Origin of the sequence: Fulvimarina manganoxydans (assembly GCF_900176465.1) — a bacterium.
Lineage (GTDB): Bacteria > Pseudomonadota > Alphaproteobacteria > Rhizobiales > Rhizobiaceae > Fulvimarina > Fulvimarina manganoxydans.
This window is the reverse complement of the sequence record NZ_FWXR01000004.1, coordinates 86,397-102,006: the sequence shown is the minus strand read 5'-3', so window position 1 is coordinate 102,006 and position 15,610 is coordinate 86,397. Positions and strand designations below refer to the sequence as shown.

The window sequence follows — 15,610 nt, the reverse complement described above, 5'->3', positions numbered from 1 at the left end:
TCGGCTACTCGGCCACGACCGGCTCGGCCGCATTCGATTCATTCAGTGCGAGGCGCCGCCTCGCGATCGCCTCGATCGAGCTCCTCAATTGGGGGTGGCGAGCGAGGAAGCGTTCGAAATCCTGGGCCGAGAGGCGCAGAAGCGAGGAATAGGCGATGGCGTTCACATCGGCCTGACGCGGCAGGTTGAAGACCAGCGCCATTTCACCGAACACGTCGCCGCTGCCGAGCCGGAAGCGGGCATTGCCGGTTTCGACCTCCATCGCACCGGAGGCGATGAAGAAGGCGGCATCGCCCCGTTCGCCGATCCGGATGACCGGCTCGCCCGGCGCCACGAAATAGGCTCGCAGGAAGCGGGCGAGATCCTTGCGATCGGCTTCCGACAAATCGGAGAAGAGGTCGCAGCGCTCGATGAGGCGCATCGTGTCGAGTTCGAGATCGAGCGGGGGGCTCGAGGCTGAGACCGCACCATCCCCATCGAGTTCGCCCAGAAGGCTTCGCGCGACCTCTTCACTGATGACGCCCGCCTGGTGCAACCGATCGATTTCTCCAGCCTGAAAGGCGTGCGCCGCCCGGGCGACGATCCAGCCTTCGAGCTTTTCCACATATTGCGGATATTGCAGCCGGAGCGCCGAGATCTCGCGTTCCAAGAGGCTTTGCCGTTCGGACAAGATAGCGATCGCCGCCTCCACAGGTTCTGCGCCGAGAAGCGGGCGAAGCTCGGCTCTCGCGTAAAGCGTCAGACGATCGATGACGAGTGAGAGTGCGACGAGCCGCTCGAACCGGTCCGCAAGGCGCCGGGACATCGGTCGGCTGATGCCGGTTCGCCGCTGCAAGGCAAGGCTGAGCCGATCCAACCGGTCGAAGCCGATTTCCGCCCCATTGGCTTTGCGATAGCCCTCTTCCCCGGCGAGCCTGACGGCATCGAGGCGGCGTCGTGCCTCGCTCGCCAATTGCCGTGCGATTCCCGGGGACATGCGCCCTTCGGCAAATTGGCTGAGCACCACCTCCCGCTGGCGAGCCGTCAGCGTCACGAGGGCCAAGGTCAGCTTCTCTTCGGGTGTCAGATCGCGGGTCGAAACCGATCCGCCCTGCTCCACCGGTTCGTCGAAGCCGATATAGGCAGCGTCCGCCCTCGCCTGCTCGCTGCGGAAACGCAGGGCGAGAGCGCGAGCGAGATCCTCGACCTTCTCGACGGTCGCCTTGAGCGCCAGATCGCGCACCGCCCGGTCGATGCCAGAGAGGACGTTCAGATGCAGGCGCTGGATGAGAAGGCGCAAGGTCGTGCCCTGCACGAAAAGCGTCAGCAGGGTAAAGCCCGTGGCGAGAGTCGCGACGAAAGCGGCGATCGGCCGGGGAATGGCCGGGTTTTCAGTGATGGCAAGCGCTAGAGCCAAGGTCATCGAACCGCGCAGCCCGCCCCAGAGCATGACCGTGCCATAGGTCTTCGAAATCCCTTCCGATAGCCGCAGCCGCGCGAGCAGGGGAAACAGGCCGAAGATGATCAGGGCCCGGGAGAGAAGCGCGGCGACGAAGACGACGGCGAGGAGAAGGAGGTCCGTCGCATCCGCCCCCTCGACGAGTTCGGGAACCCGCAACGACGTCAGGACGAAGATCAGGATGGCCGCGAAGGAGGCGAGCTGCTCCCAGGTGTCGGTGAGATGGCGCCAGGTCCGCTCGGCAATGCGCCCCGGCGTCAGCGTCGCCAAGGTGACGCCGGCAAAGACCACGGCGATGACGCCCGAAACGCCGAGCACGTCCTCGGCGAGAAAAAAGGAGATGAAAGGCACCGCCAAGCTCAAGGAGACGACGGAGACGCGGTCGTCGATCAGTAAGCGGGCGAGCAACAGGAAGATCATCGCCACCCCGGCCCCGACCATCGCGCCGCCCAAGGGCAGGAGAAGGAGCGAAGCCAGAACGCCGCCGACCGAAAGGGTGTGCGGCGCGACGATGGCGGCGGTAAAGATGAGGAAGAGCGAGATGGCGGCGGCGTCGTTGAAGAGGCTTTCGCCCTCGACGAGCCGGGTCAGGCGCTCGGGGGCCCCGACCTCGCGAAAGATGGCGATGACCGCGACCGGATCGGTGGTCGCGACCAGCGCGCCGAGGAGAAGGCAGGCGAGAAGCGGCACGCCCGCCAGCGGCCAGAGCGCCAGACCGATGCCGAAGGTTGCGACGACGACCGCGACGAGTGCCATGATCAGGATCGGCAGAAGATCCTCGCGCACACGGTGCATATCGACGCCGAGCGCCCCCTGAAAGATCAGGGTCGGCAGGAAGACATAGAGGAACAGGCTCGAGCCCACCGACAGGCCCAGCAACTGCTCGGACAGCTCGGCGGGAAGGATGGCGCCGGGATGGTTGAGCGAATGGAGGCTGACGACGCCGAGCGCGATGCCGCCGGCCGCGAGCACGATCGAAGCCGGCAGTCGCAGCCAGCGCCCGAGCGGACGCGCCAGCGCCCCGAGGGCGACGAGGCTCGCGACGAGAACAACGGCGGTGATGATCGACATGGGGCGCGAACTCGATCGAGGCGGGTCTTATTGCTCTGCCGTCAGCGATCGGAAAAGACAAGCATGAGGGCGCCGCAAGGTCATGGCCCTGTCACGGTAAAAGGGACGCCCCTCCCTGACGGACACATTGCGAGGCGTCTCCACTGTTGCCCTCGCCCTCTTTTCATTATCCCTTCGAGCGCCGAGCTCGCCGCGGACGATCCGTGGTGACGCAGCGAGCCCTCAACCCCAAGCGCCTCGTCAAGGAGACATCCATGCTGCGCAACATTCCGGCGATCCTCTCGCCCGACCTTCTGATGATCCTGCGTGCCATGGGCCATGGAGACGAGATCGTCATTGCCGACGCGAATTTTCCGGCGACCAGCATGGGTCAGCGCGTGGCTCGGCTCGACGGCATTCCAGCGACAGACGTGCTGGAAGCCGTTTTGCGCATCATGCCGCTCGACGCATTCGTGGAAGACCCCGCACTGACCATGCAGGTCGTCGGAAATCCGAGCGCGGTCCCGGACATCGTGGCGCGCTTCCAAGAGATTGTGAACAGCGAGGCCGACAACCCTGCCGAGATCCAAACGCTGGAACGATTCGCCTTCTATGAGCGCGCGAAAGGCGCCTATGCGGTGGTGCAGACCGGCGAGACCCGCCTTTATGGCAATATCATCCTGAAGAAGGGTGTCATTAAGCCGGCTTGAGGCCTGGCGGTTCAGGCGGGCGCCGTCCTCGGAAGGTCTGCCCGCCTCAAACCGTCAACGAGCCGGATCGACCGACAGATCGAGCGGCACGACTCGCCCGCCATCCAGCGTGACCGCGCGGTCCATCTGTGCCGCGAGATCGTGATTGTGGGTGGCGATCAAGGCCGCGACGCCTGACTGGCGCACCAGCGACTTCAGCGATCCGAAGACATGATCGGACGTGGACGGATCGAGATTGCCCGTCGGCTCGTCGGCAAGCAGGACCTGCGGGCTATTGGAAACCGCCCTCGCGATCGCCACGCGCTGCTGCTCGCCGCCCGACAATTCGCCAGGACGATGCTCGGCGCGCGGGCCGATCCGCATATAGTCGAGAAGCTCCATGGCCCGTTCGGAAGCCGCCTTCTGGCCGACGCCGAGAATGAGTTGGGGCATCATGACATTTTCCAGCGCCGAGAGCTCGGGCAGGAGATGATGGAACTGGTAGACGAAACCGATGCTCGCCCGGCGCATCGCCGTGCGGGCCTTGTCTTCCATCTGGCCGCAGGAGCGCCCCGCCACGAGGACATCACCCTCGTTGGGCCGCTCCAAGAGCCCGGCGATGTGCAGGAGCGTCGACTTGCCCGAGCCCGACGGCGCGACGAGGGCGACCATCTCACCGGGGACCATGTGGAACTCGGCATCCTTCAAGACGACGAGCTCGTTCGTGCCCTGGCGAAAGCGCCGATGGACCGCATTCAAGGATAAAGCGAAATCGGTCATTCGTAGCGCAGAGCCTCGACCGGATCGAGCCGCGACGCCTGCCAGGAGGGCAGGATCGTCGCCAGGAAAGACAGGCCGATGGCCATCGCAACGACCAGAACCACTTCGCCGGTCTCGATCTCGGCCGGCAGCTGGCTCAGGAAGTAGATCTCGGGATCGAAGAGATTGACGCCGGACAGCCAGGAGAAGAAGGCCCGGACGCTCTCGATATTCAGACAGAAGACGACGCCGATGATCAGGCCGGCGAGCGTGCCGGCAACGCCGATCGAGGCGCCTGTGATGAAGAAGATCCGCATGACCGAGCCGCGCGAGGCGCCCATGGTGCGCAGGATCGCAATGTCTCGTCCCTTCCCCTTCACAAGCATGAAGAGGCCGGAAATGATGTTCAGCGCTGCCACGAGAACGATCAGCGTCAGGATGATGAACATGACATTTCGCTCGACCTCGAGGGCCGAGAAGAAGGACTGGTTCTGGGTCTGCCAGGTCACCGAATAGACCGGACGCTGCGCGGCCGCCTCGATCTCGGGCTGCATCGCCTGGACGTTGTCCGGATCGTCGACGAAGACCTCAACCGACTGAGTCCTGTCTTCCGAATTGAAATAGAGCTGGGCCTCGGTGAGCGGCATATAGACATAGCCGGCATCATATTCGGACAGGCCGATCTCGAAGATTGCGGTGATCGGATAGGCTTTCACGCGCGGTGTGGTGCCGAGCGGCGTCACGTCGCCGTCTGGGGAAATCAGGGTGATGAGATCGCCTAGCCGCAGCCCGAGGCGCTCGGCAAGGCGGCTGCCGACCGCGACGCCCTCTCCGGTGTCGAACCCGTCCAGCGTTCCCTGTTTCACATTCTCCGCGACCGGCTTCAGATGTTTCAGATCGGCCTCGCGCACGCCCTTGACGAGCGCGCCGGTCGATGAGGTGCCCTGCCCCGAGGCGAGCACTTGGCCCTGAACCAGCGGCATGGTGAAGGCGACGCCCGGCACCTTGTCGATGCGATCGGCGACGGCCGCGTAATCGGTCAGGGGCTGGTCGATCGGCATGACGATGACATGGCCGTTCACGCCGAGGATCCGGCTGAGAAGTTCGGTGCGAAAGCCGTTCATCACGGACATGACGATGATGAGAGCGGCGACCCCCAGCATGATACCGATGAAGGAGAAGCCCGCGATCACCGAAACGCCGGCATCGCGGCGGCGCGAACGCAAATATCGCCCGGCCAGCAACCATTCGAAGCGCGAGAAGGGTCCCGCGCCCGGCTGGCGCTTCGCCGCGCCGCGTCCCGTATCAGCGACCGTCACGCCGAAATCCTAGCCACCACCTGATCGATCGAGATGGTATCGCGCGCTCCGCTTGCCCGATCCTTGATCTCGACCTCTCCCACCTTGGCGCCGCGTGGGCCGACAATGACCTGGGTTGGCAGGCCGATCAGATCCATCGAGGCGAATTTCGCGCCTGCGCGGGTGTCCTGATCGTCATAGAGAACATCGATGCCCTTGGCCTGCATCTCGGCGTAAAGCCGCTCGCAAGCCGCGTCGCAATCGGCGTCGCCCGGCTTCATATTGATGAGGCCGACATCGAAAGGCGCGAGCGCCTTGGGCCAGATAATCCCGTTCTCGTCATGGGAGGCTTCGATCGCGGCGGCAATCAGGCGGCTTGGCCCAATACCGTAGGAGCCCATATGAACCGGGACATTGTTTCCGTCCGGCCCGGCGACGACAGCGCCCATGGCTTCGGAATATTTCGTGCCGAAATAGAAGATGTGGCCAACCTCGATGCCGCGGGCGCTGACGCGCTCCTCCTCCGGCACCGCATTCCAGACCGCCTCGTCATGCATTTCGTCCGTCGCCGCGTAGGGCGTCGTCCAATCCTTCACGATCCCGGCCAACTGATCGGCATTGGCAAAATCGACGTCTTCGCCCGGCTCGTTCATGGCGAGATAATCGCGATGGCAGAAGACCTCGCTCTCGCCGGTGGAGGCGAGAATGATGAATTCATGGCTGAGATTGCCGCCGATGGGGCCGGTATCGGCGCGCATCGGGATCGCTTTGAGACCGCAACGTGCGAAGGTGCGCAGATAGGCGACGAACATGCGGTGATAGGCCGTCTGAGCCCGATCGAAGTCGAGATCGAAGGAATAGGCATCCTTCATCAAGAATTCGCGCGAGCGCATGACGCCGAAGCGCGGGCGAACCTCGTCGCGGAACTTCCACTGGATGTGATAGAGGTTGAGCGGCAAGTCCTTGTAGGAACGGACATAGGACCGGAAGATGTCGGTGACCATCTCCTCGTTCGTCGGACCGTAGAGAAGCTCGCGCTCGTGGCGATCCTCAATCCGGAGCATCTCCTTGCCATAGGCATCGTAGCGGCCCGACTCACGCCACAGATCGGCCGACTGGATCGTCGGCATGAGAATCTCAATGGCGCCGGAGCGGTTCTGCTCCTCGCGGATGATGTTCGACACCTTGTCGAGCACTTTCAGACCGAGCGGCAGGAAGGAATAGATGCCCGCAGCCTGTTGGCGGATCATGCCGGCACGCAGCATCAGCCGGTGGGAAACGATCTCCGCTTCCTTCGGCGTTTCCTTCAAGATCGGCAGAAAATATCGCGACAAGCGCATGGAAAACCCGTTCTTCTGGCGTGGCGATGCAAGGAACGCCTCTGATTGGCCGCCTCTTAACCCTTCATCACGACCTTGGAAAGGCGCAACGCGACGCGAGATGCGACGAAGGTCTTGCTTTGCGATGAGGCAGCCTCGACTGCGTGAAGGCTCAACGCGATCCGATGCGCGCACCGGCGGTCATCGTGTGAAAGCGAAAAGTGCCCGCCTCGATACATTAATATACGCATCAGATAGCAACATCCTGCTTTCGAAATGTGCATAGATCAAAATTCGATCACGCTGTGAAACGCCGGAAAATTTAACGTGACAATATGGCAATCCTCGAATAGGGTTCCGTTCCGTCGACACAGTTTCAAGCAAGAAAAACTGGTCGCAGCGGTCTAGTCTTGGGAGGACGTGATTTCAGGCGCGGTTTCGCCGCAGCCCCGTTAAAACGGTAAAGAAATCCAGACACGCAATTTCTGATGCAAGGCTTCTGGCCTTGCATTTTTTTTGGGCCGCAAACTGCACGAGTGATATGCTTTGTCGGTTTCCGGTGAATTCTATCGCGCGCCGCAATTTCGTCTTCGAAACGACATGCGCCGAACACCCACGATTGGACTGGTCATTCAGGTACCTGGAATGATCGAGGGGATGTCGTCCAAACCGAACCCGACGACCTGCGTCATCACATAATAAGTTACGAACACAATGATGGAGATCAGCGTCGTGATCAGGGCCATCCGCCCGATCCGCGGATTGGTGGGCGTCCCTTCCTGGGTCCCGAGACGCAGCTCTTCGTTTTCCGGCACACGCATGCCGAAGGGCAGAACCACGAAGAGCACGGTCCACCAGATGACGAAGAAGACCGCGATGGCGGAAATGATGCCCATGGGACTGGCTCCGTAGCAAAGAGTGGTTTCAGGCTCGGCCTTCTGGCCTTGTCGTCGCGGGCCGCGTCAGACTTCTTCCAGCTCGGTCAGTGTTCCAAACACATCCGAGGGATGGAGAAAGAGCACGGGCTTTCCATGCGCCCCGATCTTCGGCTCGCCATCGCCGAGCACCCTTGCCCCACTCGCCACGAGCCGATCCCGCGCTGCGCGAATGTCGCTCACCTCGTAGCAGACATGGTGCATGCCGCCGCGCGGGTTCTTGGCGAGAAAGGCCGCGATCGGCGAATCGGCGCCAAGCGGCTCCAGCAGCTCGATTTTGGTGTTGTCGAGTTCGACGAAGACGGCCGTAACGCCATGCTCTGGCAGTGGCTGAGGTTCGGAGACCGACGCGCCGAGCGCCGTGCGGTAGCGCTCGGCTGCCTCCGTGAGATCGGGGACGGCGAGCGCCACATGGTTCAAACGTCCGATCATGGGTCTCCTCCCCATCCCTCGACATGATGCAATCGGCAATCGCTGGGCACCAAGTTCCCCCGGCCTGCCGCAAGCCACGGCAGCGGCGGCTTTGCCCTTTCGTGCGAAGGCCACCCCGACAGGTTTAGCCGATCGTGACAAAGACTGTCGTCAGCGGCTTCTTGCCCCAGGCCTCATAGGCCGCGCTGCGAACCGCGCGGCGGACGGCCTCGCGGACCTTGTCGGCATCCTTGCGCCGCTCGGGCGGAATGCTCTCCACCGCGTCGGCTGCCGCATCGATGAGGATATCTTCCAGATCCTCACCCTCGCCATCCTCGATCGGCAAACCGATCGAGACGATATCGGGATCGTCCTTGAGCGCCCGCTTCTTGTCGAGCTCGATCAGGATCGAGACCTGACCGACGAAGGACAAGCGCCGGCGCTCCAGAATGCCCATATCCTCGGCCGTGCCGAGAAGACGCCCGTCCTTATAGAGACGGCCGACCGGGACTTCGTCGACGATCTCGCCTTTGCCCGGCGACAGGAGCACCATCTTGCCATTGCGCGCCTCGACCACGTGCTTGACGCCGAGTTCACGCGCCAATTCCGCATGGGCCGCCAGATGGGCCGGCTCGCCATGGGCTGGGATCGCCGTTTGAGGGCGCAGCCACTCATACATTTTGCGCAATTCACTGCGGCGCGGATGGCCGGACACGTGAACGAGCGCGTCGGAATCCTCGAGAATCTCGACGCCGCGCTCTAGAAAAGCATTCTTGATGTCGATGATCGGCTTCTCGTTGCCCGGAATCGCGCGCGAGGAGAAGATGATCAAATCGCCCTTGGCGAGCGCCACCTGCGGGTGTTCGTCGCGTGATAGACGCGCCAGCGCCGCACGCGGCTCGCCTTGGCTCCCGGTCAGGATGATCACGACCTTGTCGCGCGGCACATAGCCGAAATCCTGTTCGGTCAGGAAATCGTTGACCCCCTCCATATAGCCAAGCTCGCGGGCGACATCGATCGTTCGACGCATCGAGCGGCCCATGAGGAGCACTTCGCGCCCACATTCCTGAGCCGCGAGCGCAACGGACCGAATCCGGCCGACATTGGAAGAGAAGGTCGTGACCGCGACGCGACCCGACGCCTTCTGAATGATATCGCGAAGCGAGGCCGCGACCTCCGTCTCGCTGGGGCTCACGCCCTCGCGCATGGCGTTGGTCGAATCGCAGACGAGGGTCATCACGCCTTCATCGCCGATCTCGCGAAGGCGTTTCTCGTCCGTCGGCTGGCCGAGAACGGGACGCTCGTCGATCTTCCAGTCGCCGGTATGAAGGACGAGGCCGGACGGCGTGCGGATCGCCAGCGCCACAGGCTCGGGGATCGAGTGGGTGACGTTGATCGCCTCGATCTCGAAGGCGCCGAGCTTGAAGCGGTCGCCCGCCTTGAAAATCTCGACCGGAATCTTGGGCGCACCCGGTTCACCCTCGCGCTTGGCCGCCAGGAGGCCTGCGGAAAACTCGGTCGCATAGACTGGCGCCTTCAGGCGAGGCCACAGATCAAGCAAAGCCCCATAGTGGTCCTCATGGGCGTGGGTGATCACGATACCCTTGAGGTCGGACAGCTTGTCTTCCAGAAAGCGGATGTCCGGGAAGACGAGGTCGACGCCCGGCATGTCCGGCCCGGCGAAGGATACGCCGCAATCGACCACGATCCACTCGCGCTCTGCTTCCGGGCCATAGCCGTAGAGGGCGAGGTTCATACCGATCTCGCCGATGCCGCCCAGCGGCACGAATACCAATTGTTTCAAGTCTAGTCTTTCATATCTGTTGCCGCTCGGCCATCGGCCGGGAGGCAGTCGTTTGCGTTCTAGGTTCACATTTCTTGAGGCCGAGGCTGCCGGGCAAATCGTCCGGCGCCAATCGGGGTCGCAGCCGTCTCAGGGCGCGCCGCTGAAAAACACGTCGCCTGCGGATATAGGCATTCGCTCACCATTCGCGAGGGCAAGAAGCAGCCGGCCCTCGGCATCGAGCGCTTCGAAGGTCCCCTCAATCGTCTGGTTCGTCAGGCGCACCGTACAGGCCGCCCCAACGCCGACGGCATGAGAGAGCCAGCGCTCGCGGGCTTGATGAAATCCCGCTCCCCGATGAAAAAGGCCGAGTTCGCGATCCATGGCCGAAGCGAGCGCCTCGAAAACGCTCTCCAGATCACCGCGAAAGCCTTCCAGCGAAAGCGCGGTCGCCTGATAGGGCAGATCGGAGGGCGGCTCGGCGACATTGATTCCGCATCCGATCACGACGGAGGTCGAGCCATTGGCGAGCCGTTCGCTTTCCAGAAGGATGCCGACACATTTGCGTCCGCCCACCAGCACGTCGTTCGGCCATTTAACCTTTACCTGCCGCTCCTCGCCGAGGAGGGACGCGAGCGCGTCTCGAACAGCCAAGGCGACGACGAACGGCAATTTCGCCAGATGCTGGGGAGGCGCCGGATCGATCAGCAGAAGGCTGGCATAGAGATTGCCAGCCTCCGACACCCAAGCGCGCCCGCGCCGGCCTCGCCCTTCGTTCTGGCGAGCCGCCGTGATCCAGAGACCGCCCGGATCGCCGGAGCGGGCCGCCTCGCGCGCCAACGTGTTGGTCGATGTCACATCCTCGAACGCCAAGCGCCGGCGATGGCCGGCGCTTGCGCGATGCTTGGAGAGCGGTGGAACGGGCAAGGCTGCTCCGTCCTCCTAGAAGAACGACCGGGCCGCAGCCTCCGCCGCCGAGAAGACCGATCCGCCCACAAACAGATAGACCGGGAAGACGAAAAGCCCGGCTACCCACAGCACGACCTTCAGCTCCGTCGGTGCCGGCAGGAAAGCCGTTGCCGGCTCATCGAACCACATCAGCTTGACGATGCGTAGATAGTAGAAGAGGCCGACGACGCTCGCCAGAACGCCGATCACAGCCAGGGTATAAAGCCCGGCTTCAACGGCTGCCATGAAGACGAAATACTTGGCGAAGAAGCCGGCGAGAGGCGGAAGACCGGCCAGCGAAAGCATCAGGATCGTCAGGAACATCGCCGTGACCGGCTGGGTCCGCGACAGTCCGGCCAAATCCTCGATCTGATCGACCTGTCCATCGTCTCGGCGCATGGAGAGGATCACCGCGAAGACGCCGAGCGTCATGGCGAGATAGATCGCCATATAGAGCGCGACGCCGCGCACCCCTTCGACATTGGCGGCGGCGAGCCCCACCAAGGCGTAACCCATATGGGAGATGGAGGAATAGGCCATCAGGCGCTTGATGTTTTTCTGCCCGATCGCGGCGAATGCCCCGAAAACCATCGATGCGATCGAGATGAAGACAATCACCTGCTGCCAGTCGACTGCAACGGGCGTGAACCCCTCGACGGCGAAGCGTACGATGAGCGCCATTGCGGCGACCTTCGGCGCACCGGCCAGCAGCGCGGTGATCGGCGTCGGGGCGCCCTCATAAACGTCCGGCGTCCACATATGGAACGGCACGGCCGAGACCTTGAAGGCGAGGCCCGCGAGCACGAAGACGATGCCGACCAGAAGACCGAGCGAGCGCTCGCCATCGGCCAATCCAGCAGCGATCGCCTGGAATTCGATCTGCCCCGTGAAGCCGTAAATCATCGAGGCGCCATAGAGCAGCATGCCCGACGAAAGCGCGCCGAGGACGAAATATTTCAGGCCTGCTTCAGTCGAGCGAACGCTGTCGCGATTGATCGCGGCGAGCACATAGATGGCGAGCGACTGGAGTTCTAGGCCGAGATAGAGCGTGATCAGGTCACCGGCGGAGACCATCATCATCATGCCGAGGGTCGACAGGACGACAAGCACCGGAAACTCGAAGCGATTGAAGCGCTCGGTCTCGGCATAGCCCACCGACATGACGATTGCGGCGCCAGAACCGATGAGGACCAACATTTTCATGAAGGACGCGAAGCTGTCCTGGATGAAGGAGCCGCCGAAGGCAACCCCGTTCGGGGTCACGAAGACGAGCCAGAGCGCCGTGATGATGACGAGCGCCACGGCGAGCCCGGTCACCGTCTGGGTGCTCTTTTCGCCGAGGAAGACGCCGACCATCAGAAGGATCATGGCGCCGATGGCCATGATCAGTTCGGGTCCGACGATCGGAAGGCTGGTTGAGACCATATCCGAGAGCATGAATTGGCGTCCCCGTCCTTAGTGCAGACCAGCGACGGACGCGGCCTGTTCGAGCCCGGCGCTGTAGGTGTTGAGAAGCGCGTCGACCGAGGCGGCCGTCACGTCGAAGACCGGCATGGGATAGACGCCGAAGAAGATGGTGAGCACGATCAGCGGATAGAGAAGGATCTTCTCGCGCCGATTGAGATCGAGGATCGAGCGCAGGCTTTCCTTCTCCAGCGCGCCGAAAATCACCCGGCGATAGAGCCAAAGGGCGTAAGCGGCCGAGAGGATCACGCCGGTCGCCGCGAAGATCGCGACCCAGCTATTGACCCGGAACACGCCCATCATGGTCAGGAATTCGCCGACAAAACCGCTGGTGCCGGGTAGACCGACATTGGCCATGGTGAAGATCAGCATGGCGACGGCGTATTTGGGCATGCGGTTCACGAGCCCGCCATAAGCCGCGATCTCGCGAGTATGCATGCGATCATAGACGACGCCGACGCAGAGGAAGAGCGCGCCGGAGACGAGGCCGTGCGACAACATCTGGAAGATCGCCCCCTGAACGCCCTGCTCATTGGCCGCGAAGATGCCCATGGTCACGAAGCCCATATGGGCTACGGAGGAATAGGCGATCAGCTTCTTGATGTCCTCCTGCATCAGCGCCACCAGCGAGGTGTAGATGATCGCAACGACCGAGAGGGTGAAGACGAAAGGCGCGAAATCGAAGGAGGCGATCGGGAACATCGGCAGCGAGAAGCGCAGGAAGCCGTAGCCGCCGAGCTTCAGGAGAATGCCCGCCAGGATGACCGAACCGGCCGTCGGCGCTTCCACGTGAGCGTCGGGCAGCCAGGTATGAACTGGCCACATGGGCATCTTCACCGCGAAGCTGGCGAAGAAGGCAACCCACAGCCAAGGCTGCATCGAGGCCGGGAAGTCGTGGGCCAGAAGCTCGGGAATCGAGGTCGTCCCGGCGTTCCAATACATCGCCATCATGGCGACGAGCATCAGCACCGAGCCGAGGAAAGTGTAGAGGAAGAACTTGTAGCTCGCATAAATACGACGCTTCCCGCCCCACACGCCGATGATCAGGAACATCGGGATGAGGCCACCTTCGAAGAAGATGTAGAAGAGGATCAGATCCAGCGCGCAGAAGACGCCGATAACGAGCGTCTCGAGCACCAGGAAGGCGATCATATATTCCTTCACCCGGTTGGTGACGCTCTCGAAGCTCGCCAGGATGCAGATCGGCATCAGGAAGGTCGTCAGGATCACGAACAGCATCGAGATGCCGTCGACGCCCATATGATAGGTGATGCCGGTGCCGAGCCATTCGGCCTGCTCGACGAACTGGAAACCTGTCGCCTCCTGATCGAAATCCGCCCAGATCCAGAGCGAGATGACGAAGGTGAAGACCGTCGTCAGGAGCGCCACATTGCGGATGTTCTTCCGGGCGAGCTCGTTGTCGTCCTGAATGAACAGGATCAGCAGCGCGCCGACCAGCGGCAGGAAGGTGATGGTCGAGAGGATCGGCCAATCGGTCATCAATTTGCTCCCCCGAGCATCATCCAGGTGACCAGCGCGGCGACGCCGATGAGCATCGCGAAGGCGTAGTGATAGAGATAGCCGGTCTGCAAACGCACGACGCGGTTGGTGACGTCGACGACACGCGCGGAAACGCCGTCGGGTCCGAGGCCATCGATGATCCGTCCGTCGCCGGTCTTCCAGAGCGTGCGGCCCACAGCCATGGCGGGGCGGACGAAGAGGACGTTGTAGAGCTCGTCGAAGTACCACTTATTGAGGAAGAAGCGGTAAAGGCCGCGATGGGTCTCGGCGAGGCGCTTCGGCGCCGCCTTGTCCTTCACGTACATCCAATAGGCGACGACAAAACCGAGCGCCATCATGACGGTCGGCAGGATTGCGATCCCGAACGCCACCTCGTGCATGTCATGGAGCACATGGTTCTCTGCGCCGGTGAACAGCGCTGCATGCCAGAAGTGCTCGTAGCCTTCGCCGACGAAGCTGTGTTCGAAGAGAATGCCTGCCAGAAGCGCGCCCGCCGACAGGACGAAGAGCGGCACCAGCATGACCATCGGCGACTCATGGACATGATGCATGACATCGGCCGAGGCGCGAGGCTTGCCATGGAAGGTCATGAAGATGAGGCGCCAGGAGTAGAAACTTGTCAGGAGCGCCGCGATCACCGTCATGCCCCAGCCATAGGTGGCGAAGGCATTGTGGCCGACAAAGGCCGCCTCGATGATGGCATCCTTGGAGAAGTAGCCCGCGGTGAACGGGAAGCCGGTCAGCGCGAGGGTGCCGATCACCATAGTCCAATAGGTGATCGGGATGTGCTTACGCAGGCCACCCATTCGCCGCATGTCCTGCTCGTCGGACACGGAATGGATGACCGAGCCCGCACCCAGGAACAGAAGCGCCTTGAAGAATGCGTGGGTGAAGAGGTGGAAGATCGCCACCGAATAGGCGCCGACGCCGAGAGCGACGAACATGTAGCCAAGCTGCGAACAGGTCGAATAGGCGATGACGCGCTTGATGTCGTTCTGGACAAGGCCGATCGTAGCCGCAAAGAAGGCCGTGGTCGCACCGATGAAGGTAATGAAGGTCAGGGCCGTGTGGCTGAGTTCAAAGACCGGCGACATGCGCGCGACCATGAACACGCCGGCGGTGACCATCGTCGCCGCATGGATTAGGGCCGAGACCGGGGTCGGACCTTCCATGGCGTCCGGCAGCCAGGTGTGGAGGCCGATCTGGGCCGACTTGCCCATGGCACCGACGAACATCAGAAGACAGACCGCCGTCAGCGCTCCACCCATGGTCAGCGCATAACCGGCGAAGTTCAGGACGACATCGCCCATCGCCGCAGTGCCATGACCTGCGGCTTCAGCGGCCGCTTCGCCGCCCTCAGCGCCCATCGTGGCCGCGATGTCCGCGGCGCCCGCGAAGATGGTGTCGAGATTGACCGAGCCGAACAGGACGAAAACGCCGAAAATGCCGAGGATGAAGCCGAAATCGCCGACGCGGTTGACGACGAAGGCCTTCATGGCGGCGGCGTTGGCCGAGGGCTTCTTATACCAGAAGCCGATCAGCAGATAGGATGCGAGGCCGACGCCCTCCCAGCCGAAGAACATCTGCACGAGATTGTTCGACGTCACCAGCATCAGCATGGCGAAGGTGAAGAGCGACAGATAGGCGAAGAAGCGCGGCCGATGCGGATCGTGGTGCATGTATCCGATCGAATAGATATGCACCAAGGCCGAGACCGTGTTGACGACGACCAACATGATGAGGGTCAGCCGGTCGATGCGCAGCGACCAAGACACGTCGAGACCGCCCGACTGCATCCATTGCAGCATCTGGACGCGGATCGTCTCGCCCTCGCCCCAGCCGAAGGAAAGAAAGCCGATCCAGGACAGGACCGCCGCGATGACCAGGAAGGACGAGGTCGTGTATTCCGACGCCTTGGCGCCGATGGCCTTGCCGGCGAGACCTGCGATGAGGAAGCCGGCGAGCGGAAGGAGGACGATGATCTGATACACGGCC

At 62.6% G+C, this 15,610-nt stretch carries 12 protein-coding genes; 1 reads left to right on the top strand and 11 read right to left on the bottom strand.

Annotation, left to right across the window (positions count from 1 at the left end):
- Positions 1–4 precede the first annotated feature (4 nt).
- A complete protein-coding gene (locus B9A15_RS06560; RefSeq protein ID WP_084409252.1) occupies positions 5–2,509 on the bottom strand; it encodes a cation:proton antiporter in 2,505 nt (834 codons plus the stop codon).
- A 254-nt stretch (positions 2,510–2,763) separates the two neighbouring features.
- Here B9A15_RS06560 and B9A15_RS06555 point away from each other — a divergent pair, with 254 nt between their 5' ends.
- Positions 2,764–3,198 (top strand): RbsD/FucU family protein, encoded by a 435-nt coding sequence (locus tag B9A15_RS06555; protein ID WP_084409251.1) that lies wholly within the window; start codon positions 2,764–2,766, stop codon positions 3,196–3,198.
- Between the two features lie 54 nt (positions 3,199–3,252).
- Here the strand turns inward: B9A15_RS06555 and B9A15_RS06550 are convergent, their stop codons facing one another.
- The 10 genes from B9A15_RS06550 to nuoL all read right to left on the bottom strand — a co-directional run bounded on the left by B9A15_RS06550 (position 3,253) and on the right by nuoL (position 15,606).
- A complete protein-coding gene (locus B9A15_RS06550) occupies positions 3,253–3,957 on the bottom strand; it encodes an ABC transporter ATP-binding protein (RefSeq protein ID WP_084409250.1) in 705 nt (234 codons plus the stop codon).
- Positions 3,954–5,255: a lipoprotein-releasing ABC transporter permease subunit gene (locus tag B9A15_RS06545; RefSeq protein ID WP_084409249.1), complete on the bottom strand. Its 1,302-nt coding sequence runs from the start codon at positions 5,253–5,255 to the stop codon at positions 3,954–3,956. The genes B9A15_RS06550 and B9A15_RS06545 overlap by 4 nt, the downstream gene beginning before the upstream one ends.
- Entirely contained in the window at positions 5,252–6,574 is a 1,323-nt protein-coding gene (proS, locus tag B9A15_RS06540; protein ID WP_084409248.1) for a proline--tRNA ligase, read from the bottom strand. The genes B9A15_RS06545 and proS overlap by 4 nt, the downstream gene beginning before the upstream one ends.
- Before the next feature lie 611 nt (positions 6,575–7,185).
- Complete coding sequence (locus B9A15_RS06535) at positions 7,186–7,449, bottom strand: DUF1467 family protein (RefSeq protein ID WP_084409247.1); 264 nt, start codon at positions 7,447–7,449, stop codon at positions 7,186–7,188.
- Positions 7,450–7,515: 66 nt separating this feature from the next.
- On the bottom strand, positions 7,516–7,920 hold the full coding sequence (mce, locus tag B9A15_RS06530) for a methylmalonyl-CoA epimerase (RefSeq protein ID WP_084409246.1): 405 nt from the start codon (positions 7,918–7,920) through the stop codon (positions 7,516–7,518).
- Positions 7,921–8,044: 124 nt separating this feature from the next.
- Positions 8,045–9,655 carry a ribonuclease J gene (locus tag B9A15_RS06525; protein WP_084409431.1) on the bottom strand — a complete coding sequence of 537 codons (1,611 nt, stop codon included), beginning with the start codon at positions 9,653–9,655 and terminating at the stop codon, positions 8,045–8,047.
- A gap of 177 nt (positions 9,656–9,832) precedes the next feature.
- Complete coding sequence (locus B9A15_RS06520; RefSeq protein WP_084409245.1) at positions 9,833–10,609, bottom strand: biotin--[acetyl-CoA-carboxylase] ligase; 777 nt, start codon at positions 10,607–10,609, stop codon at positions 9,833–9,835.
- A gap of 15 nt (positions 10,610–10,624) precedes the next feature.
- On the bottom strand, positions 10,625–12,067 hold the full coding sequence (gene nuoN, locus B9A15_RS06515; protein WP_084409244.1) for an NADH-quinone oxidoreductase subunit NuoN: 1,443 nt from the start codon (positions 12,065–12,067) through the stop codon (positions 10,625–10,627).
- 18 nt (positions 12,068–12,085) lie between these two features.
- Positions 12,086–13,594 (bottom strand): NADH-quinone oxidoreductase subunit M, encoded by a 1,509-nt coding sequence (locus B9A15_RS06510; RefSeq protein WP_084409243.1) that lies wholly within the window; start codon positions 13,592–13,594, stop codon positions 12,086–12,088.
- Positions 13,594–15,606 carry an NADH-quinone oxidoreductase subunit L gene (gene nuoL, locus B9A15_RS06505; protein WP_084409242.1) on the bottom strand — a complete coding sequence of 671 codons (2,013 nt, stop codon included), beginning with the start codon at positions 15,604–15,606 and terminating at the stop codon, positions 13,594–13,596. Before nuoL ends, B9A15_RS06510 begins: the two co-directional genes overlap by 1 nt.
- Between the last annotated feature and the right edge of the window lie 4 nt (positions 15,607–15,610).